The sequence below is a fragment of the Apilactobacillus micheneri genome, assembly GCF_006493595.1.
Taxonomy (GTDB): domain Bacteria; phylum Bacillota; class Bacilli; order Lactobacillales; family Lactobacillaceae; genus Apilactobacillus; species Apilactobacillus micheneri.
On the sequence record NZ_QUBI01000003.1, the window covers coordinates 193,314 to 215,551 of the forward strand.

Here is a 22,238-nt window from a genome sequence, read left to right on the forward strand (position 1 = left end):
TATAATAAGAGAAGTAAGAAAAGGTGGGTGAAGTTTTGAAGAAGAGTGTTTTCATCAGTACTGAATATATTACATTAAGCCAATTATTAAAAGAAGAAAACGTTGTTTCTTCTGGCGGACAAGCAAAATGGTATTTGAAGGATCATCAAGTTATGTTGAATGATGAACCTGAAAACCGTCGAGGTAAAAAGCTATATGATGGTGATAATGTTGAGGTAATGGATGTAGGATTATTTTTTATCCGTAAAAAGTAGGCTAAATCTATGAAATTAAAAGAAATAGAGTTACACCATTTTCGTAATTATGATGACGTTAACATGCAATTTTCACCTGGAATTAATGTCTTACTTGGTAATAATGCCCAAGGCAAGACTAATATGTTAGAAGCCATTTATGTTTTAGCTTTAACGCGTAGTCATCGAACTAGCAACAATCGTGATTTGATTGAATGGCAATCAGAAGCTGCACAAATTTATGGCAATGTTGCTAAACGATTGGGCGATACTAAGTTAGAAATTGATTTAGGTAAAAAAGGCAAGCGAGCTAAGGTCAATCATTTGGAGCAAGCCAAACTTTCATCTTATGTAGGTGAATTAAATGTGATTTTGTTTGCCCCAGAAGATTTATCAATTGTTAAGGGCTCGCCAAGTATACGTCGTCGTTTTATGGATATGGAATTTGGTCAGATGAGTAATCAATATCTTTATGACAATGCTCAATATAGAAAAATATTAAAACAACGTAATAACTATCTGAAAAAATTACAGATGAAAGAAGCTAGTGATCAGTTATATTTGGAAGTTTTATCTGATCAACTAGCTGCTTATGGTTCTAAGATTATTTTTCAACGCATCGATTTATTGAAAAAATTAGAAGGCTGGGCAGCAGATATTCATGCTGAAATTTCACAAGATAAAGAAAAATTACAGTTTAAATATGCTTGTGCTTTAAAGAAAAAGCAATTAAGCGATGTTGATAGCATTTATAATGGATTACTCAGTTTATATACTGATAATCGTGATAAAGAGATTAGACAAGGCAATAGTTTATATGGCCCACATCGTGATGATTTACAATTTATCATCAATAAAAAAGACGTTTCTACTTTTGGTTCGCAAGGACAACAAAGAACTTCAGCCCTTTCAGTTAAGTTAGCTGAAATTGATTTGATGAAGGAAGAAACGCATGAATATCCAATTTTATTATTGGATGATGTGTTATCTGAATTGGATGATAGTCGCCAAACGCATCTATTAAAGTCGATTCAAGATAAAGTTCAAACCTTCTTAACAACCACTAGTTTAAGTGGCATTGCTCGCGAATTAATTTCAGATCCTAAGATTTTTAATATTGAAAGTGGAACCGTCTCAGAAGAAAAGTGATTTCTTTTTAGGAGGAATAAAGTTGACTGATAAGGAAAAAGCAGAACAAAGAAGAAAAACTGACGAATATGATGCCAGTCAAATTCAAGTTCTAGAAGGCCTAGAAGCCGTTCGTAAACGTCCAGGAATGTACATAGGATCAACTAGTGTGCAAGGACTACACCATTTAGTTTGGGAAATTATTGATAACGGAATTGATGAAGCATTAGCAGGTTTTGCAGATTCAATTCATGTAACTATTGAAAAAGACAATAGTATTACTGTTGTTGATGATGGTCGTGGAATTCCAGTTGATATTCAAAAGAAAACTGGGAAACCCGCATTGGAAACTGTGTTCACTATCTTACATGCCGGAGGTAAATTCGGTGGTGGTGGATACAAAGTTTCTGGTGGTTTACATGGGGTTGGTGCCTCAGTAGTAAACGCCTTATCCACTGAACTAGATGTAACAGTTACCCGTGATGGTAAGAAATACTATATGGACTTTTCTAGAGGACATGTTAAAACACCAATGAAATTTATTGGTAACGATGATCCTGACAATCACGGAACTAAAGTTCATTTCACACCAGATCCAGATATTTTTACAGAAACAACTACCTATAATGTTAAGACTTTGACTGCGCGTATTCGTGAACTAGCTTTCTTAAATAAGGGTTTAAAAATTTCACTACGTGATAATCGTCCAGCAGAACCAACTGAAGAAGATTTCCTATATGAAGGTGGAATCAAACATTATGTTGAATTCATCGATAAGGATAAAGAACCAATTTTCCCAGAACCTATTTATGTTGAAGGTAAAGAAAATGGAATTTCAGTTGAAGTTGCTTTGCAATATACTGATGACTATCACAGCGAACTTAGAACTTTCACCAATAATATTCATACTATTGAATGTGGAACCCATGAAGAAGGTTTCAAGCGTGCTTTAACTCGTGCAGTTAATGATTATGCAAGAAAGAATAATTTATTAAAAGAAAAAGATGATAACTTAACTGGTCCTGATGTTCGTGAAGGTTTAACTGCAGTTGTTAGTGTTAAGCATCCCGATCCACAATTTGAAGGCCAAACTAAGACCAAGTTAGGTAATTCTGATGCTAGAACGGCTACTGACCATATTTTCTCAGAACGTTTCTCTAAATTCTTAATGGAAAATCCTAAATTAGGTAAACAAATTGTTGATAAGGGTTCCTTGGCATCTAGAGTTCGTGCTGCTGCAAAGCGTGCTCGTGAAGTTACTAGAAAGAAATCTGGTCTAGAAATTAGCAGTCTTCCTGGTAAGTTAGCTAATAATACTAGTAAAGACCCAGCTATTTCAGAATTATTCATTGTCGAAGGGGACTCTGCTGGTGGATCTGCTAAGCAAGGACGTTCTCGTTTAACTCAAGCTATTTTGCCAATTAGAGGTAAAATTTTAAATGTGCAAAAAGCATCAATGGATAAGATTTTAGCTAATGAAGAAATCAGATCAATGTTTACTGCAATGGGAACCGGTTTTGGTAAAGATTTTGATATTAATAATGTGCATTATCATAAGTTAATTATCATGACCGATGCCGATGTTGATGGTGCCCATATTCAAGCATTACTATTAACATTAGTTTACAACTACATGCGTCCATTACTTGATGCCGGATATGTATATATTGCTCAACCACCTTTGTATCGTTTACAACAAGGTAAGATGATTAGATATGTTGCTAACGATGAAGAATTAGATAGATGGAAAGCCGAATTGCCAGCATCACCTAAACCAAGCATTTCTCGTTATAAAGGTCTTGGTGAAATGGACGCTGAACAATTATGGGATACTACTATGAATCCAGAAAACCGTCGCTTACAAAGAGTTGAAACTAAAGATGCTGAAAATGCAGCTGGAGTTTTCAATATGTTGATGGGTAACAAAGTAGAACCACGTCGTAAATTCATTGAAGAAAACGCAACATTCGTTGAAAACTTGGATGTTTAGTTAAAATGTTTCACATGAAACATTATGTTATAACGACCATGAATGGAGGCAAATACATTGGCCAATAATGAAGATTTATCAAGTCATCGCATTGAGAATGTGGACTTATCTGAAAAAATGAAAACATCATTTTTAGACTATGCAATGAGTGTTATCGTTGCACGTGCCTTACCTGATGTTAGAGATGGTATGAAACCAGTTCATAGAAGAATTTTATATGATATGCGTGAACTAGGTTTGACTCCAGAAAAACCTTTCCGTAAGTCAGCCAGAGTGGTTGGTGATACTTTAGGTAAGTATCATCCCCATGGTGATAGTGCTGTTTATGGATCAATGGTACGTATGGCACAAGAATTTAGTTATCGTTATCCATTAGTTAATGGACATGGTAACTTTGGTTCTGTCGATGGTGATGGAGCTGCCGCTATGCGTTATACCGAAGCTAAATTAAGTAAAATGGGTATGGAAATGTTACGCGATATCAACAAAGATACTGTTGATTTTCAAGATAACTTTGATGGTAGTGAACGTGAACCAGAAGTACTACCTGCAAGATTTCCTAACTTATTAGTTAATGGTGCTTCAGGAATTGCGGTTGGGATGGCTACTAATATTCCACCACATAATTTAAGTGAAGTTATTTCAGCATTGCATATTTTAATGGAAAACCCAGATGCAACTACTGCTGATTTAATGGAAGCATTACCTGGCCCTGACTTTCCTACTGGTGGAGTTGTCCTAGGTAAATCTGGTATCAGAAAGGCTTACGAAACTGGTAAGGGTAGCATTATTTTACGTGCTAAGACTGATATCGAAGAAAATAAAAATGGTAAACAACGCATTATTGCAACTGAAATTCCATATATGACTAATAAAGCAAAACTAATTGAAAGAATTGCTGATTTGGTTCGTGATAAAAGAATTGATGGAATTTCAGATGTTAATGATGAATCTGACCGTGAAGGTATGCGCATTGTAATTGATGTTAAGCGTGATGCTTCAGCTCAAGTTGTATTAAATAACTTATATAAAATGACTTTAATGCAAACTAGCTTTAGTTTTAACATGTTAGCAATTGTTGATGGTACACCAAGAATTTTGAGCTTAAAGGAAATTCTTCAATACTATCTAGAACATCAAGTTAGCGTTATTAAACGTCGTACTGAATACGAATTAAGAAAAGCTGAAAATCGTGCTCATATTTTAGCTGGTTTAATTACTGCTTTAGATAATATTGATCGTGTAATTACAATTATCCGTGAATCACAAACTTCAGCCGTTGCTAAAAAGCAATTGATGGATGAATTTGATTTATCAGATAAGCAATCACAAGCCATTTTAGATATGCGTTTAGTTCGTTTAACTGGACTAGAACGTGACAAGATTGCTAGTGAACATGATGAATTATTAAAGAGTATTAACCACTACAAAGAAATTCTTGCCAGTCGTGCAAAAATCAACGAAATTATTTATGAAGAATTAATGGAAATTCAACACAAATTCGGTGATGATCGTAAGACTGAATTACGTGTCGGCGAAGTATTAAGCATCGAAGACGAGGATCTTATTGCTGAAGAAGATATTATGATTACTCTAACTCATAATGGATACATTAAGCGTACAGCAACTTCAGAATTTAAGAGTCAAAACCGTGGTGGTCGTGGAGTTCAAGGAATGGGTGTTCATGATGATGACTTCATTGAACATTTAGTTTCAACAACTACTCACCACACATTGTTATTCTTCACTAACCAAGGTAAGGTTTACCGTATGAAGGGTTATGAAATCCCAGAATATGGTCGTTCTGCTAAAGGTCTTCCTATTATCAACTTGTTAGGAATCGAAAATGCTGAAAAAGTCCAAGCAGTTATTACCATTAGTGAAAATGAAAATTATGATGATAAAGACTTATTCTTCACTACTCTTCAAGGTACTGTAAAACGTACTTCTGTAGATGAATTCAAGAATATCCGTAGTAATGGTCTAAAAGCAATTCATCTAAAAGATAAGGATGAATTAATGCGCGTTTCCACTGTAAATGAAGACCAAAACATTATTATTGGGACTCATTTAGGTTACTGTGTTAGCTTTAAAGTTTCCGATGTTCGTTCAATGGGACGTTCTGCTACTGGGGTTCGCGGAATTCGTTTAAGAGACAACGATTATGTTGTTGGTGCTGATGTATTAAATCCAGATGACAATGTATTTGTTATTTCAGAAAAAGGTTACGGAAAACAAACACCCGCTTCTGAGTATCAAATTAAAGGTCGTGGTGGAAAAGGTATCAAGACCGTTAATGTAACTGAAAAGAATGGTCCATTAGCTGGTTTAACTACGGTTACTGGTGATGAAGATATTATGTTAGTTACCGATAAAGGTGTTATGATTAGATTCAATGTAGCAGATGTTTCACAAACTGGTCGTGCTACACTAGGTGTTCATTTAATTAAGATTGATGAAGATTCAAGAGTTTCAACAGTTGCTAAGGTTTCTAATGAAGCAGAAGAAGCAAACGATGAAAAAGATGATGAAACATCAGATTCTAATGATGAAACTACAAAAGAATAATTAAACAAAAAATAAGCTAGTGAATTTATAAATTCACTAGCTTATTTTTTAATATACTCGGTAATGTTTTTTCGCAGTATTAACATGACGATAATACCAAGTAGTCATAGTAGTTTTATTGGGTAATGTTAAATGCTTTTTTGTATTTTTATTAGGCACAGCATCACTTAAACTTAAGCGATTATGCTTAACTGACAAATACCATAAACCGTATTCTCGACCTTCATATACAGGTAAAACTTTTATGTTTTGATATTTATGTCCAACTAATACTTTCGCATTAATCATATTTTTATTAATCCTTAAACCAAAATTATAATCATCCGTTTTATGATTTAATTTTAAATAATTTAAAGGGTGGTTAGTGTTATAGACATCACCTAAAGTAACTCTTTGGATCATGTGATTATTCATCACAGATTTTAAAATGATAAAAGGAATATGTTTTGGATTAACTGCTCCATGATAATCTTTCTCGGCATTGTACCAATTACCCCAAAATCTTTTTGGAATTTTGTTTTCACGGTTAAAGCCTAATTCTTTTAATTGCCTTTCATTATAATACGTTGCTGGAATGTTTGCGTGAACATCAACATTATTTATTCCATAACCACAAAGGGTAATTATAATAATGCTTAAAACTAAACTAAATAATTTAAAAATATTATTTTTAATATCCATAAATAAAGACCTCTTACAATTTCAATTTTAAGTTTGTTAACTTAAGGTTTCAAATAAAAAGGTATTTATTATTATAATTAGTTATCTAATTGATAATGATTTTTAGCTTGTTTCATTGATTTATAATACCAAGTATTCATAGATACATGATTGGGTAATTTATTTTTCTTAAAGTTAGGGACAACTACACTCATACCAATTCTATTATTTTGAATTGGCATATACCATAAGCAATTATCTTTGTATATTGGTAAAGCCCAAACATACTTATTACCTTTATTAAATGAAGTATGAATCTTTATTAATTTTTTCCCAATCATTAATGGTAAATTATGTTTATATTTTTTGTTAGTTTTCAAATTATAAACAAATCCTTCATTTTTTAAGCTGTTATTATTAATACTTAATTTATCAATATTTATGCTTTCCTTTTGCTTAATTCCATAATTAGGTTCTTTCATAGCGTTATACCATTTTCCATGAAATACTTTGGGAAAATGATTTGATTTACTAAAACCTAACGCTTTTAATTCCTTTTTATTATAAGTTGTAGGTGGAACACTAGCATGAATATTAATGTTCTTTGTATTTTGTATAAATAATAAAGCGATTAATATGGTTAATAATGATAATGATATATTTATTATCTTTTTCATAATTTTTCCTTCTTTATAAAAAAGATATAGAAGATAGCTATATCTTAAAAATATTATTTTTCGTCCCATGGGCGTGCTACATATCCAGTATGTACTGATCTAGCATAAACGCTTGATACTTGAACTCTTGGAGGCCAACTTTCAATGATGCGATCATTTCCTAGATATAATGCTACATGCCAAATTGTTTTGGTACCGGGTTCATAATAGAAAATTAAGTCACCACGTTTACGTTGACCAAATGGAACAAATTTAAATTTTTTAGTTGCCCATAATTTTCGTGAATTCCATTCGTTACCTGGATGGGCATGTTGAATTGCACTAACTGGCTTAGGATTAATACCACCAGCATATAATGCTTGAACAACTAATCCTGAACAATCATTTCCATAATTAGGACTTGAAGATGCACCATAAATATATGGTTTACCTAAGTATTTGTATGCTTGCTTAATAGCTGCATTGATATGTGCTTTTCTACCTTGGGTAATTTTTGCACCTAGTGGAGCTACATATCTATCGATACTGTAAAATTGCCATCTTGGGAAACCTAATTTAACCCATGTATTAACATCTACATTACCAGTAACTTTTAAATGATGCTTCTTTTGAAAATTCATAACAGCATTTTTACTTGCGTAGTTGTATTCATAATGACCAGTTCCAATTGGTCCCATATTGACACCTAATTTACGCATTATTTTAACTGTTTTAATACCTTCATAGCCGACTTTTACTGTATAGCCAACTTTACCAACTGGCTTAATTTGTTTGTCAGAAATTTGATAATATCGCTTGGGATTTTGGTATTCTTTTGCTTTTGCATTAACATTATTATTGCTGAAACATACCAACAAAGTGATTAATAATAGTGCTGATGCAATTGAAGTGAATAATTTTCTCCAATTATTCATGGAACGTCCTTCTTTCTTAAAATAAAATAATAAAGTACATAATTATTCTAACACTGTTATAATCATTTTGTATTGATTAATTATAATGGTGTTATAATATAATAAGTTTATATTGAAAGAAGTAAATTATATGAAACGAAAAAATTTGAGAATCCTTTTTATCCTTCCAATAATTGCTATCATTGCAATTTCTATTCAATTTATTGATATAAAAGCGGATACCGTAACCTCACCAGTTACTAATAATCAGAATGATTCACAAAATAATGTTGCTAATAGTAATCAATCTTCTGGAAATGATAATGATTCAAACAATAATAATGATGATAAGAGCATTAGTAATTCCACAGATAATAATCAAAATACAGATAAACGTATTCCTGTTAATCGAACTAAAAAAGTAAAGCAACATCATTATTTTAGAATTTTAAGTACAAAAAAGACCAACTTTAATACGATTGTTAAAAAAAATCGCAGTCTTTATATAGGCGGTGGTTATAATACAAATAAAAAAAGTATTAAAAGCTACAAAAATAGTAAAAATTTACTTAACGCATGGGTTCATGTAATTGAATTTGAGAATACTAAATTAGGTAAATATGCTCATATTATACATAATGGAAAAGATGAAGGCTGGATTAACAATTCTGCTTTAGATTACTCATCTTTTAAATTAAATAATGTTCCACTGATCAGCCAACGTCCACAGTTACCAACGGGTTGTGAAATTACTGCTGTAACAATGATGATTAATTACGCTACTGGTAAGAAATATTCTAAAACTTTTTTTGCTAATAAAATGCCTCGTAACTCTAATCCTAATAAAGGCTTTGTAGGTAGTCCTTATTCCAAATCAGGTTGGTATATTTATCCACCAGCATTAATGAAATTGGTTCATCGTTATGCTGGCAGTAGTGTCAATCTAACTGGTAAAAGCACAAATTATTTAAAACATTACTTAAAACAAAATAATCATCCTATTGTTATTTGGATAGCTAATACTGATGGTTTTCCTAATCATGCAGTAACGATGACTGGATTTAATAAAAAACAATTATACTATAATGATCCTTGGCTAGGTAAAAGAACTGGTATGAATATTAAACAAATAAATATTCATAGATTCCATGATCATAACAGAGCCATTAGTTATTAATATCAAAGACGATTCATTTATTTGAATCGTCTTTTTAACTACCATTTTTTAGGATTTAAAATATCTTCATTTTTATTATTTAATCCTTTTTTGTAAATATCTGATTTTTTAGATAAATATTGAACTCGTTTTTGAGCCTCTTGTAACTGTCTTTGAGCTTGAACTTTCAAATTTTCAATTATTTGATAACGTTCCTTAATTGTTGATTGACCTTTTAAACATAGATCTACATATTTCTTTAAATTATCGATCGACATACCAGCTTCACGCATCCGCTTATCTCCCATTAACCAATTAATGGCTTCTTGGTCAAAAATGCGATGATTATTTTTATCTCTTTTAACGCTTGGAACTAATCCATTATCAGAATAATATCTGACAGTGTTTTCATTTAAGCCAACTTTTTTGGCAGCATTTTTAATTTCCAAAAAATCACTCCTTATTACTTGCCTTCATGTTACATGAAGGTGCTATGATATGACAACATTAATAAGGAGGTAATATTTATGGTAAAAATTCCTAATGTAAAATTAAATAATGGTGTTTTAATGCCTCAAGAAGGTTTTGGTGTTTACCAAGTACCTGATTATGAACAATGTAAACAAGCAGTTAAAGATGCTTTATCAGTTGGATATCGTGCAATTGATACTGCCCAAGGCTACCAAAATGAAGATGCAGTTGGGGATGCAATTGCTGAAAGTGATGTTGATAGAAAAGACATCTTTATTACTACAAAAGTATGGATAAGTAATTTTGGTCATGAAAAAACTTTAGAAACAGTAAATGAATCATTGAAAAAATTAAAGACTGATTATCTTGATTTAGTATTAATTCATCAACCAGTTGCTGATTACTACAGTGCTTATCGTGCTCTAGAAAAGTTATATAATGATGGTAAAATTAGAGCAATTGGTGTTTCCAATATGAATCCTGCTAAGTATATAGACTTCATTATGAATAACGAAGTTAAACCAGCAGTGAACCAAGTTGAAACTCACGTTTTCAATCAACAAAAGACTTTAAGAAAATATATGAATGAAAATGATACTCAAATCGAATCGTGGGCACCATTTGCAGAAGGCAAAAATAATTTGTTTAGCAATGAAGTATTAAATTCAATTGGTGAAAAATATGCAAAGTCTGCTGCTCAAGTTGCTTTGAAATTCTTGGCACAAAGTGGAGTGGTAATAATTCCAAAGTCTACCCATATTGAACGCATGAAAGAAAATATTGATATTTGGGATTTTGAATTAACTGAAGATGAAATGACTCAAATTAGTAATTTAGATTTAGATAAAAGTTTATTCTTAGATCATTCAAATCCTGAAACGATTAAATGGTTAAATCAATTGAAACTATAATATAAAATACGGAATCTATTATGATTCCGTATTTTTTTTAACATATATTAGTTTTATAATGAGGATAAAACTTTTTAAAGGAATAAATAATGAATACTTTTAAACAAAAAATTTTTATACCAATTTTCATATTAGTAATGTGTTTACTATCAATTTCAATTAGTACTAACGCTAAAGTTAAAGTTTATAATCAACATGGTATAGCACTTAAAAAATTTAAAGTTTCTAAATTTAAATATGTACATAATCATAACTATACCCGCAAAGACTACCATAAACATTATCATCGAGGATATCGTCGTACACATAATCATATTAAGTCTTATGGTGGGAACTATCGCACTTATGCTAAAACTTTATTCTTTTTAACTAGTGCCAGAAGGAACTCTAAACATCGTCGTTGGAATCCACAAAGTTTAGTGATTACGCCTAATGGAAAATTTGCCTTTGTAATGTATCCTAGAGAAGTTGTTAGATATAACTTGTTTAAGTTACATAAAATGGACGTTGATTTTAAGCATCCCATTTTAAGTGAAAAACAGATTAAATCCGCAGTTAAATTTGGACCCATTATTGAAAACGGGCACGGTCAATCACTTAGCTATAACTATAAAACTCATCGCCTATGGTTTATTAACATGGGGACTATGAATAAACATGCTAAATTAGAAGAATTAAGCATGAAGACTTTAAAGCCAGTCCAAATTATTAAATTTCATTATAGCAAAGCCTATTCATTGAGTAATGAACTAGCATTTGATAAACGTGGTAATCTATATACCTATACTAGAACTAGTGGTAATGGTGCCATTAAAAATGGCACATTAAGAATTAGTAAGGGTTATATTTCACATCACAAGGTTCATTTTAAAATGATTATGCAGGGGATTCGCCACGCACCAGGATATTTAACCCAGTCGTTATCATATAATCCTAGAAATAATCGTTTATACTTTGTTTCTGATGGCGGAATTTTATCAGCTCCAGTGAATAAGTTGGGGCATTTGAAGAATCATGATATCCGTGACACTAAATTTTTAACTCGTCGTGAGTTTGAAGGATTAGCGTTTACTAAAAATGGTAAAGGTCATTTACTATTAAATAGATCACCTGAAATCATGACCTTTAGTCATTTTTAATTCTAAAATTTAAAAATAATATTTTATATCTTCGTATTTTATATATGTATCGTAAACAATTTCCCGTATTGTATTGAATAAAATTATTTTTGATGGTAAACTAATTGAACGTGAGTATTAGTTATAAAACTTATACTCCTTACTCTCAATTAAGAGGGTCTAAAGTCCACAAGGAGGTGTAATTCATGGAAGAACATAAATATGAAATTACTTACATTATTCGTCCAGATCTAGAAGAAGGCGCTAAAAATGATTTAGTTGCTCGTTTCGACAAGGTTTTAACTGACAATGGTGCTAAGTTAATTGACTCAAAAGACTGGTCAAAACGCCGTTTCGCATTCGAAATTGGTGGTTATAACGAAGGTGTATACCACGTTATTAACTTAACTACTGCTGAAAAAACAGCATTAGACGAATTTGATCGTCAATCAAAATACAGTGACGACATTTTACGTCACATGATCGTAAGAAGATAATTTAGAACTTTATTGTTTTTTAAAAAGAGAGGAGTACTTTCAGCATGATTAATCGTACAACTTTAACGGGTAGATTAACACGGGACGTTGATTTGCGATACACTCCAAACGGTGCTGCCGTGGGTAATTTTACCTTAGCTGTTGATCGTAGATTTACTAACCAAAATGGTGAAAGAGAAGCAGATTTTATTAACTGTGTTATCTGGCGTAAATCTGCTGAAAACTTTGCTAACTTCACTCATAAAGGTGCTTTGGTTGGAATTGATGGTCGTCTTCAAACAAGAAATTACGAAAATCAACAAGGTCAAAGAGTTTATGTTACTGAAGTAGTTGTTGAAAACTTTGCTTTGTTAGAACCACGTTCTGCAAACAAAGGTGGCAACAACAATGGTGCTCCTCAAAATAATTCAGGAAATAATAATCCTTTTGAAAACCAAAATAACAATTCATCAAATAATGGTGGAAACAATGGAAATGGCATGAATAACAATAATAATTCATCTGATCCATTTGCTAATTCTGGCGATCAAATTGATATTTCCGATGATGATTTACCATTTTAATGAGTAGATAATAGGGGAGGGAATTTTAATGCCACAACAAAGAAGAGGTGGCGGCCGTCGTCGTCGCAAGGTTGACTTTATCGCAGCCAATCACATCGATTACATCGATTACAAAGATATCGCATTATTAGGACGTTTTGTTTCAGAAAGAGGTAAGATTTTACCACGTCGTGTTACTGGAACAAGTGCTAAAAACCAACGTAAGGTTACTTTAGCTATCAAGCGTGCTCGTATCATGGGCTTAATGCCATTTGTTACTGAAAATGCATAAAAATTATATTTTTACTGAGATAACTTATAGTTATCTCAGTTTTTTTATTACATAATTTTTGTGATAAAATAGAAATACAAAAACAGTGTAAAAGAGGAGTTACAATGAAAAAATTGTTTTCATTTACTAACTTACCACCTTTCCTTAAAAATAAGATTTTAAGATGGATTACGTTAGCCTTAACTTTATTATCAATTTTTAGTTTAGTAGTCTCATTTTTATATAATTATATTGTTGGAGTTATATTCTTAGTTGCTGTATGTTTAATTTTATCCTACATTTTTAAGAAAATGAACGATTTAAGTGACAGTACTGAAAATTATATTTCTGATTTATCATATCGAATTAGCCGTGGAGACCAAGAAGCCTTGTTAGAAATGCCAGTGGGAGTCATCATTATTAGTGAAAATGGAGCAATTGAATGGGTTAATCCATACCTAATGCCATACTTTGGTGACCAAGACCTGTTAGGTACTAATCTGGAAGAAACTAATCCAGAATTAAATGATATTTTAACAAATAATTGGAATAATCCAGATAATGCAACTGTCAAGTGGCAAGATCATTATTTCACCTTATTGATTCAAAAAGAATATCGTACTGCTTATATGATTGATATTACTAGATATTATCAGATTGAAAAAGACTATAGTGATGAAAAAATTTCTATTGGGCAAGTCTTTTTGGATAACTATGATGAAATTACTCAATCCATGAGTGATCAAGAAATATCTAATTTGAACAATTACGTTACTAATGAATTGAATATTTGGGCGCAAAAATTTGGTTTCTTCATTAAACAAGTTGATGAAGATCACTATATTATGTTTACTTATTCTAAAATATTGAAAGATATTGAAGCTGATAAATTTAATATTTTAGACACTATTCGTGAATCAACATCTAAGCAAAATTTCCCATTAACTTTAAGTATTGGAATTGCTTATGGTGAAGATAATTTAAACGAATTGGCTGAACAAGCTCAAAGTGACTTAGACTTGGCACTAGGTCGTGGTGGTGATCAAGTTGTTGTAAAAGCAAAAGATCATGAAGCCCGTTTCTATGGTGGAAAAACTAACCCAATGGAAAAACGTACCAGAGTGCGTGCTCGTATGATTTCACAAGCACTACAAGAAGTGTTCAGAGAATCTGATCAAATCTTCGTCCAAGGTCATAGTCAACCAGATATGGATTCAATTGGTGCTTGTATGGGAATGCATCGTTTGGCTCAAATGAATAATAAACATTGCTATATTGTTATTCCAGAAGGTACTTTCCATTCTGATGTGCAAAGATTAATCAATAAAATTCAGGAAGATGACAATCTTAAAGATGATATCATCACTCCTGATGAAGCTTTACAAAAGGCAACTGATAATAGTTTATTGATTATGGTAGATCATTCTAAACCTTCAATGAGTGTTTCTTCGAAGTTGTATGAACGTCTTGAAAATAAAGTTATGATTATTGATCATCATAGACGTGGTGAGGAATTCCCTGAAAATCCAGTCTTGGTTTACATTGAACCATATGCTTCATCGACCTGTGAATTAATTACTGAAATGTTTGAATATCAATCACAAGATGCTGAACCAATTAACAAGCTTGAAGCAACCGCAATGTTAACTGGTATCTTTATTGATACACAGTCGTTTACTTTAAGAACTGGAACCAGAACCTTTGATGCTGCTAGTTATCTTCGTTCGGCTGGAGCAGATTCTAGTGAAATGAAAGAATTTATGCAGGAAAATCCTGATAGCTATATGGCTAGAATGCATTTAATTTCATTAGCACGTTTTATTAGTGATGAAAAGAATATGATGGTAGTTTCTGGTGAACAGGATAAAGTATATGATCCAGTAACTGCTGCTCAAGCAGCTGATTCATTGCTCAATATGTCGGGAGTTAGTGCTTCATTTGTTATTACGCACCGTCCTGATGATTTAATCGGAATTTCTGCTAGAAGTAATGGTGAAGTTAATGTTCAAAGAGTAATGGAAGAATTAGGTGGTGGTGGTCACTTGTCTAGTGGTGCTACCCAAATTGCTGATAAGAAGATTGACGAAGTTGATCAAATGTTAGACGAAGCGATTAAAAAGGCTAAATCTGAAGAAGCTCCTGAAGAAAATGAAGATTCATAATAAAACATAATTTAAAAAGTGTTAATTTAAGTTTATAATTGTATGCAGAATAATAAGAGGAGTGATATTGTATGAAGGTTATATTTTTAGAAGATGTACGCGGAAAAGGTAAACGTGGAGAAATCAAAAACGTACCTGATGGATATGCACAAAACTTCTTGATTAAACGTAACAAGGCTAAGGTCGCAACTAACTCAGCAGTGAGCCAATTAGATGGTGAAAAGAAAGCTGAAAAGAAAGAAGCTGCAGCTGAATTAGCAGAAGCTAAAGATTTGAAAGCTGAATTAGAAAATGACAAAAATGTTGTTGAAGTATCTGCTAAAGTGGGTGCTGATGGTCGTTTGTTCGGATCAGTTTCATCCAAACAAATCGTTAATGAAATGCAAAAACAACACAACCTTAAGATTGATAAACGTAAGGTTGAACTAAAGGAACCTATTAAGTCACTAGGTTACACAAATATTCCAGTTAAATTGCATAAGCAAGTAACTGCTACTATGCGTGTGCATGTTAGTGAAAAATAGTTCTCTGGATTTAAAATAGAGGATTAATATGAGTAATGATTATTTGAATACCCAAACTCCTCCTCAAGATGTTCAAGCTGAAAAGGCACTCTTGGGTGCGATTTTATTGGACAATGATCAATTACCTGAATCGCAGGAGTATCTAGAGCCTGATGACTTTTATCAGCGTGCTCATCAATTGATTTATGCAGCAATGGTTCACTTATCTGATGAAGATCAACCGATTGATGCTTCTACTTTACGTTCTGAATTAGATGGTCAAAAACAATTAGAAGATGCTGGTGGAGTCGCTTATTTAGCTGATTTAGCATCATCAACTCCTACTGCAGCTAATGCGATGTATTATGCCAAGAATGTGCGTAAGAAGGCAGTTGCGAGAAAACTAATTAAAACGGCCACTAATATTGTGACTGAAAGTTATAATAATAATGACAACATCGATGATCTATTAGATGAAGCAGAGAGATCAATCTTAAATGTTTCCGAAGATCGTAACGATACTGGTTTTCAAGAAATTGGAGAAGTTTTAAAAAATGCTTTAAATAATATTGAAGATTTGGCAGAGAGTACGACAGAGGTTACTGGTCTTTCAACTGGTTATCCAGCATTAGATAAAATGACAACTGGATTGCATGAAGACGAATTAATTATTTTGGCGGCTCGTCCAGCGGTTGGTAAAACAGCTTTCGCATTGAATTTAGCACAAAATGTTGGAACTAAAACTGACAAAACAGTTGCCATTTTCAGTTTGGAAATGAGTGCCGAATCATTAGTTAACCGTATGATTTGTGCTGAAGGTAGTATTGATGCCAATCATTTGAGAACGGGTCAATTATCAGATGAAGAGTGGAATAACATGATGATTGCGATGGGAAGTTTAGCGAATGCTAGTATCTATATTGATGATACAGCTGGAACTAAAATTTCCGAAATTCGTGCAAAATCACGTCGCTTGGCAAAAGATACTGGTAATCTTGGTTTAATTGTAGTTGATTATCTACAATTAATTGATGGTGGAAATAAAGAAAATCGTCAACAAGAAGTATCTTATATTTCTCGACAATTGAAGAAAATTGCGAAGGAATTAGGAGTGCCAGTAATTGCTTTATCTCAACTTTCTCGTGGAGTTGAACAACGTCAAGATAAGCGCCCAGTGCTATCTGATATTCGTGAATCTGGTTCAATTGAACAAGATGCGGATATTGTTGCGTTCTTATATCGTGATGATTATTATGAACGTGAAGATGGTGATGATGAAGATGACGGGGATGAACAGGAAAATAATGATGTTGGTGAAGTTGAAGTCATTATTGAAAAGAATCGTTCTGGGCCTCGTGGGACTGCTAAATTATTGTTTATTAAGTCGCATAATAAATTTTCATCCATTGCATATAATCAAGATGAATAAAAAATTAAATCCTTAGCCAATATAGCTAAGGATTTTTTTGTATAATAAAATAAAGAGAAATGAAGGTGAATATATGAACGAAATAAAATTACATTGGTTATTTATGGGATCTTTAATTAATAACATTGCGGTTAGTACTGTGTGGCCACTTACTACTGTTTATATGCATGATGCTTTAGGTAAAAGCTTAACTGAAGTAGGAATTATATTATTCTTATATTCAGCATCGAATGTATTAGGAAATTATATTGGTGGAAAATTATTTGATCTTCACAATCGATACATATTAACTATTTTAGGAATTGTATTTTCAATTGTAGTATCAGCTGGATTGATCTTTTTCAATGGATGGCCAGCATACCCAATTGGTCTAGTCTTATTTGGTTTCTCGACTGGGTGGAATTTAACGATGATTAATTCCTTAGGTACAACTGTCAAAATGAAATCAGGGCGTTTTATTTTCAATATGTTGTATTTAGCGCAAAATGTAGGAGTTGTTTTTGGAACGATGGCAGTTGGATTATTATATCCAATGGGAATTAGTTCAGTCTTTTTATTATCGACGATTATTTTGATTGTTTATGGTGTTAATGCAATTTTCACTTATAATAAACCTAATTCAATTCATCCATCGATTAAGAAAATTGATACTAAAAATGTGAAATTGCCTAAGCCTAATTTGGCAATTATTATGACATTTTTTGTAAGTTTGGCAGTTATTTGGATTGTATATGAACAATGGGTTTCTAATATGTCTGTATATATAACTGGAATGGGCATTCCAATGAGTATGTACAGTTTATTATGGACGTTGAATGCATTTTTATTAGTTGTATTCCAATTAATTATTAACTGGATTGCAAAATATCATGATAGCCTATACTTTCAAATTTACTTTGGCATTATTTTTATAGGACTATCTTTCTTCACATTGATTTTTATGCACTCATATATAGGCTTTGTCATTTCAATGATTATTTTAACTTTAGGTGAAACTTCAGTTATTCCAGCAATACCAGCTTTGGTGAATGAATTAACACCAGTTGCAGTTAAAGGAAAATACCAAGGATTAACTAATGCGTGGGCATCAGTTGGTAAAGCCATTGGTCCGCTAATTGGTGGAATTGTGATTGATATGACATCCTATCACTCATTATTTATCGCTTGTTCCTTAACCTGTTTATTGATCTTTATTTTATCGATGATAATTGCAAGCTATATAAGAAAACGAGTTACTAAATATTCTGAATAAAAAAGAGCAATAATTTTTAAATTATTGCTCTTTTTGTTTATTTGGATCCATTAACCAAATTTTCTGGTGAAAATAGTTCATCTATCTTTTGCTCATCTAGAATATTATGATTCAATAGAATGTTTTTGACTGATTCATTTTTCTTTAAAGATTCTTGAATGATTTTAGTTGTTTTTACATAACCCAATATTGGAGAAAGGATAGTTGCTGTAACAGCAGATTTTTTAACATCTTCACTACATTTATCATCATTCACATCAATATCTTTCAAACAATTATCAACTAATGTTTGCATTGCGTTAGTTAAATGTTCTTCTGCTGTTAAAATACTCTTAAACATAATTGGTTCAAAAGCGTTTAATTCCAATTGTCCAGCTTCAGATGCAGCGGTGACAGTTGCATCAAATCCAATAACTTCAAAGGCAACTTGATTAACTACTTCTGGAATTACAGGATTAATTTTATTAGGCATGATTGATGACCCAGCTTGTCTTTTTGGTAAACGTAATTCATCCAAGCCAGATTGGGGACCACTGGCTAATAATCTTAAATCATTACTTACCTTGGATAAATTAACGGCTAAAGTTTTCAGTGCTGCTGAAAATGTAACGAAGTGGTCAGTATTTTGTACAGCATCAATTAAATCTTCATCTGATTTTAAATTCATTGTTGAACATTTATTAATGTTTTCCACAATATGTTGTTGATAATATTTGGAAGCATTCATACCAGTTCCAATAGCAGTTCCACCCATACTGATTGTTTTTAATTCAGCACTAGCATGTTTGATACGTTTTAAATCACGTTTAAATAATGAAGCATATGCGTGAAAACTTTTACCATATGTAGTAGGAACAGCATCTTGCAATTGAGTACGGCCTAGTTTAATAGTTTTTGCAAAGCTTTGTCCTAACTTGGTAAAAGTAGCGACTAGTCTTTCTAGCTCACCTAACAAATTAGGAATTAATTTTAACATGGCCATTTTACCAGCAGTAGGATAAGTATCGTTGGTAGATTGTGATTGATTGACATCATCATTGGGATGAATAAATACATTGGAATCTAATTTCATTGCCAAATTTGCAATAACCTCGTTAGTGTTCATATTGGTAGAAGTTCCCGCACCACCTTGAATGGAAGGCGTGATGAATCCAGATTGATCACCTGATTTTAATAGTTGATCGCATGCTTTAATTATTGCGTTACATTTTGTGACATCTAAGGTGTTGGCACCATGATTTGTTATTGCAGCTGCTTTTTTGATTTCAATGTAGCTTTCAATAATTTTTGGATGGACTAACTCTTTAGTAATAGTGAAATTACCGACAGCTCTAAGTGCATGAATACCATATAGCGCTTTATCAGGAACTTCCATTTTACCAACACAATCTTCTTCAATTCTCATTACAAGCATCTCCTAATCAATCTTCTGTTATAAAACCTTACATAAGATTATAGTTCATATCTTTAAGATGTCAATTTAATTTGAAAGGTTATTGTTAACATTGACAATGAACAATTATAATATTAGAATTTTAATAATTATTCTAATCATTTTCTAATGATTATAGCAGGTGATTTATATGATTGAAAAAATTAATAAAGATTTACGAGCAATTAAACCTAATCCTATTTTAGGTTTTAATGAAGAATTATCGAAAGAAGAGAGTTTAATTCCATTAACTTTAGGAGAACCAGATTTCAATACTCCTGAGCATGTTAAAGATGCGGCAATCAATGCAATTAATGATAATTACAGTCACTACACTAATCCACGTGGCATTTTAAAATTAAGAGAAGCTGCTTCTAAATTTTTTGCCCAAAAATATGACTTAAATTATGATGCAAAGACTCAAATTATTACTACAGCTGGAGTAACTGAAGGTATTTTTGATTCTTTAGCTACGATTTTAAATCCTGGCGACAGTGTAATTGTACCCACTCCAACTTTTCCATTGTACATGGATAATATTCAATTACATGGTGCGCATGTAATCGAAGTTGATACTTCTGCAGATGGCTTTATGTTAACTCCAGAAAAATTAAAACAAACATTATCTGAAAATAAAAATGTAAAAGCAATGGTTATTAATTCACCAGGTAATCCCACTGGAATTTCTTATGATGAAGAAACCCTTAAAGGTTTAGCAAAAGTTATAAAAGATAATTCTATCTTTTGTATTAGTGATGAAATATACAGTGAATTAACTTATGGTAAACCACATATTTCAATTGCTAAATTCATTCCAGAACAAACCATTGTTTTGAATGGATTGTCTAAATCACATGCAATGACTGGTTGGAGAATTGGTTTTATTATGGCACCAGCAGATCTAATTAAGATGATTAATGTGGTTCATCAATACGCAGTGACATCAGTTACTGATAATGTACAATTTGCTGCTTTGGAAGCTTTAACAAATGGTTTAGATGATAGTCTCAAAATGAGAGATGTATATGCAAAAAGACTAGATTTATTGCGATCTGGATTAGAAAAGGCTGGATTTGTTAGTGCTAAACCCACTGGAGCATTCTATGTTTTTGCTAAAATCCCTAAACAATTTACACAAGATGATTTTTCATTTAGTCGTCAATTGGCACATCAAGCTAAAGTAGGTGTAATTCCAGGCAGTTCATTTGGCAAAGGTGGCGCTGGATATATTCGTATCAGTTATGCTACTAGTGAAAATAATTTAAAAGAGGCAATTAAAAGAATCCAAAATTTTGTTAAACAAGAAGGCTGATTATGAAATTATTGATGTACTCAATTAGAGAAGATGAACTAGATAATTTGAAAGAAATTGAACAAAAATATGCTGTGAAAATAAGTACAACTGATAAGCCCTTAAATGTAGATACTGTAGATTTGGCAAAGGGCTTTGATGGCATTACGGTACAACAACATGGCAATATTGATGACGATATTATTTACCAAAAATTACATGATTTTGGAATTAAACAAATTTCATTGCGAATTACTGGATATGAAATTATTAATTTTGCTGCAGCTAAGAAATATGATCTTAAAATTACCAATGTTCCAGCATATTCACCACGTTCAGTGAGTGAACTAGTATTAGCTGATGTAATGTCGTTATTACGTCATCTACGTGAAACGCATTTGCGTGAAGATAATGCTGATTTTGCTTGGAATGGATTACAGGCTAGAGAGATTCATAATCTTACAGTTGGTATTATTGGTGCGGGAAAAATTGGGAGTGCAGTTGCTCGCATTTTTAAAGCACTTGGTTCCAAGGTGCTTGTTTCAGATCCAGTTAAGCGACCTGAACTATTTGATACCGTTGAATATGTAGACTATGATACTCTGTTAACCAAATCTGATATCGTTACAATGCATACACCAATGACTGATTTCATGCATCATTTTATGAATATTGATAGATTTAAACAAATGAAAAAGGATGCTATTTTTATCAATGCTTCTCGTGGACCAGTTGTTGATACAAAAGACTTAATTGCAGCGCTTAAAGATAATGAAATTGCAGCTGCCGCAGTTGATACTTTTGAAGGTGAAGCTGGCATTACTGGGGTTGATTTATCTAAAAATGGAATTGAAAATGAAGATTTATCAGAATTATTAAAAATGCCCAATGTGATAGTTACCCCACATATTGGTTTTTACACAGATGCAGCTGTTAAAAATATGGATATGATATCCTCAGTCGATGCAATTAAAATTGTTAAAGGTGAAGAACCACTACACTTAGTTAAATAAAATATATTAAAAAACAGTAATCTTAATTAAGATTACTGTTT

The 22,238-nt window shown here is 32.2% G+C and carries 20 protein-coding genes and 1 pseudogene; 16 read left to right on the forward strand and 5 right to left on the reverse strand.

Translation table 11 applies throughout. The features are described from left to right. Window positions 1-35 precede the first annotated feature (35 nt). The 4 genes from yaaA to gyrA are packed head-to-tail and all read left to right on the forward strand — an operon-like array spanning window position 36 to window position 5,919. Window positions 36-254 carry a S4 domain-containing protein YaaA gene (gene yaaA, locus DY123_RS04715; protein WP_181398793.1) on the forward strand — a complete coding sequence of 73 codons (219 nt, stop codon included), beginning with the start codon at window positions 36-38 and terminating at the stop codon, window positions 252-254. 9 nt (window positions 255-263) lie between these two features. After that, window positions 264-1,382 (forward strand): DNA replication/repair protein RecF, encoded by a 1,119-nt coding sequence (gene recF / locus DY123_RS04720; RefSeq protein ID WP_140936228.1) that lies wholly within the window; start codon window positions 264-266, stop codon window positions 1,380-1,382. Window positions 1,383-1,404: 22 nt separating this feature from the next. Beyond that, window positions 1,405-3,351 carry a DNA topoisomerase (ATP-hydrolyzing) subunit B gene (gene gyrB / locus DY123_RS04725; protein WP_140936420.1) on the forward strand — a complete coding sequence of 649 codons (1,947 nt, stop codon included), beginning with the start codon at window positions 1,405-1,407 and terminating at the stop codon, window positions 3,349-3,351. A gap of 42 nt (window positions 3,352-3,393) precedes the next feature. After that, entirely contained in the window at window positions 3,394-5,919 is a 2,526-nt protein-coding gene (gene gyrA / locus DY123_RS04730; protein ID WP_140936229.1) for a DNA gyrase subunit A, read from the forward strand. A gap of 48 nt (window positions 5,920-5,967) precedes the next feature. Here gyrA and DY123_RS04735 read toward each other — a convergent pair whose 3' ends face one another. From DY123_RS04735 to DY123_RS04745, 3 genes and pseudogenes are all read right to left on the reverse strand, one after another. Then, complete coding sequence (locus tag DY123_RS04735) at window positions 5,968-6,600, reverse strand: hypothetical protein (protein WP_108982262.1); 633 nt, start codon at window positions 6,598-6,600, stop codon at window positions 5,968-5,970. A 77-nt stretch (window positions 6,601-6,677) separates the two neighbouring features. Continuing rightward, window positions 6,678-7,256, reverse strand: a complete 579-nt coding sequence (locus tag DY123_RS04740) for a hypothetical protein (RefSeq protein ID WP_108982263.1) — start codon at window positions 7,254-7,256, stop codon at window positions 6,678-6,680. A gap of 53 nt (window positions 7,257-7,309) precedes the next feature. Continuing rightward, a pseudogene (locus tag DY123_RS04745) lies at window positions 7,310-8,077 on the reverse strand (C40 family peptidase); the annotation flags it as partial. Window positions 8,078-8,300: 223 nt separating this feature from the next. Here DY123_RS04745 and DY123_RS04750 point away from each other — a divergent pair. Then, window positions 8,301-9,326 carry a C39 family peptidase gene (locus DY123_RS04750; RefSeq protein ID WP_140936231.1) on the forward strand — a complete coding sequence of 342 codons (1,026 nt, stop codon included), beginning with the start codon at window positions 8,301-8,303 and terminating at the stop codon, window positions 9,324-9,326. 38 nt (window positions 9,327-9,364) lie between these two features. Here DY123_RS04750 and DY123_RS04755 read toward each other — a convergent pair whose 3' ends face one another. Beyond that, window positions 9,365-9,754, reverse strand: a complete 390-nt coding sequence (locus tag DY123_RS04755; RefSeq protein WP_225426755.1) for a MerR family transcriptional regulator — start codon at window positions 9,752-9,754, stop codon at window positions 9,365-9,367. Between the two features lie 87 nt (window positions 9,755-9,841). On the opposite strand from DY123_RS04755, the gene DY123_RS04760 reads away from it, so the two are divergent. The 9 genes from DY123_RS04760 (at window position 9,842) to DY123_RS04800 (ending at window position 18,461) form a co-directional block, all read left to right on the forward strand. After that, entirely contained in the window at window positions 9,842-10,687 is an 846-nt protein-coding gene (locus DY123_RS04760; protein ID WP_108982318.1) for an aldo/keto reductase, read from the forward strand. 89 nt (window positions 10,688-10,776) lie between these two features. Then, window positions 10,777-11,826 (forward strand): hypothetical protein, encoded by a 1,050-nt coding sequence (locus DY123_RS04765; protein ID WP_140936233.1) that lies wholly within the window; start codon window positions 10,777-10,779, stop codon window positions 11,824-11,826. Window positions 11,827-12,011: 185 nt separating this feature from the next. After that, window positions 12,012-12,302, forward strand: coding sequence for a 30S ribosomal protein S6 (gene rpsF, locus DY123_RS04770; RefSeq protein ID WP_105956935.1), 291 nt, complete (start codon window positions 12,012-12,014; stop codon window positions 12,300-12,302). A 44-nt stretch (window positions 12,303-12,346) separates the two neighbouring features. Beyond that, the gene (ssb, locus tag DY123_RS04775) at window positions 12,347-12,865 is read left to right on the forward strand and encodes a single-stranded DNA-binding protein (RefSeq protein WP_108982268.1); all 519 of its coding nucleotides are present in this window, start codon (window positions 12,347-12,349) and stop codon (window positions 12,863-12,865) included. Between the two features lie 28 nt (window positions 12,866-12,893). Then, a complete protein-coding gene (gene rpsR, locus DY123_RS04780; RefSeq protein WP_108982269.1) occupies window positions 12,894-13,136 on the forward strand; it encodes a 30S ribosomal protein S18 in 243 nt (80 codons plus the stop codon). 104 nt (window positions 13,137-13,240) lie between these two features. Then, a complete protein-coding gene (locus DY123_RS04785) occupies window positions 13,241-15,277 on the forward strand; it encodes a DHH family phosphoesterase (protein WP_108982270.1) in 2,037 nt (678 codons plus the stop codon). 71 nt (window positions 15,278-15,348) lie between these two features. Continuing rightward, window positions 15,349-15,801 carry a 50S ribosomal protein L9 gene (rplI, locus tag DY123_RS04790; protein ID WP_140925206.1) on the forward strand — a complete coding sequence of 151 codons (453 nt, stop codon included), beginning with the start codon at window positions 15,349-15,351 and terminating at the stop codon, window positions 15,799-15,801. A 28-nt stretch (window positions 15,802-15,829) separates the two neighbouring features. Then, entirely contained in the window at window positions 15,830-17,209 is a 1,380-nt protein-coding gene (gene dnaB, locus DY123_RS04795; RefSeq protein WP_105964374.1) for a replicative DNA helicase, read from the forward strand. Window positions 17,210-17,282: 73 nt separating this feature from the next. Continuing rightward, entirely contained in the window at window positions 17,283-18,461 is a 1,179-nt protein-coding gene (locus DY123_RS04800) for an MDR family MFS transporter (protein WP_140936421.1), read from the forward strand. 37 nt (window positions 18,462-18,498) lie between these two features. Here DY123_RS04800 and DY123_RS04805 read toward each other — a convergent pair whose 3' ends face one another. Continuing rightward, window positions 18,499-19,866 carry an aspartate ammonia-lyase gene (locus tag DY123_RS04805; RefSeq protein ID WP_140936235.1) on the reverse strand — a complete coding sequence of 456 codons (1,368 nt, stop codon included), beginning with the start codon at window positions 19,864-19,866 and terminating at the stop codon, window positions 18,499-18,501. 178 nt (window positions 19,867-20,044) lie between these two features. Here DY123_RS04805 and DY123_RS04810 point away from each other — a divergent pair, with 178 nt between their 5' ends. Then, window positions 20,045-21,205 carry an aminotransferase class I/II-fold pyridoxal phosphate-dependent enzyme gene (locus tag DY123_RS04810; protein ID WP_140936236.1) on the forward strand — a complete coding sequence of 387 codons (1,161 nt, stop codon included), beginning with the start codon at window positions 20,045-20,047 and terminating at the stop codon, window positions 21,203-21,205. After that, window positions 21,205-22,197, forward strand: a complete 993-nt coding sequence (locus tag DY123_RS04815; RefSeq protein WP_438830214.1) for a D-2-hydroxyacid dehydrogenase — start codon at window positions 21,205-21,207, stop codon at window positions 22,195-22,197. Before DY123_RS04810 ends, DY123_RS04815 begins: the two co-directional genes overlap by 1 nt. The last annotated feature ends 41 nt before the right edge of the window (window positions 22,198-22,238 follow it).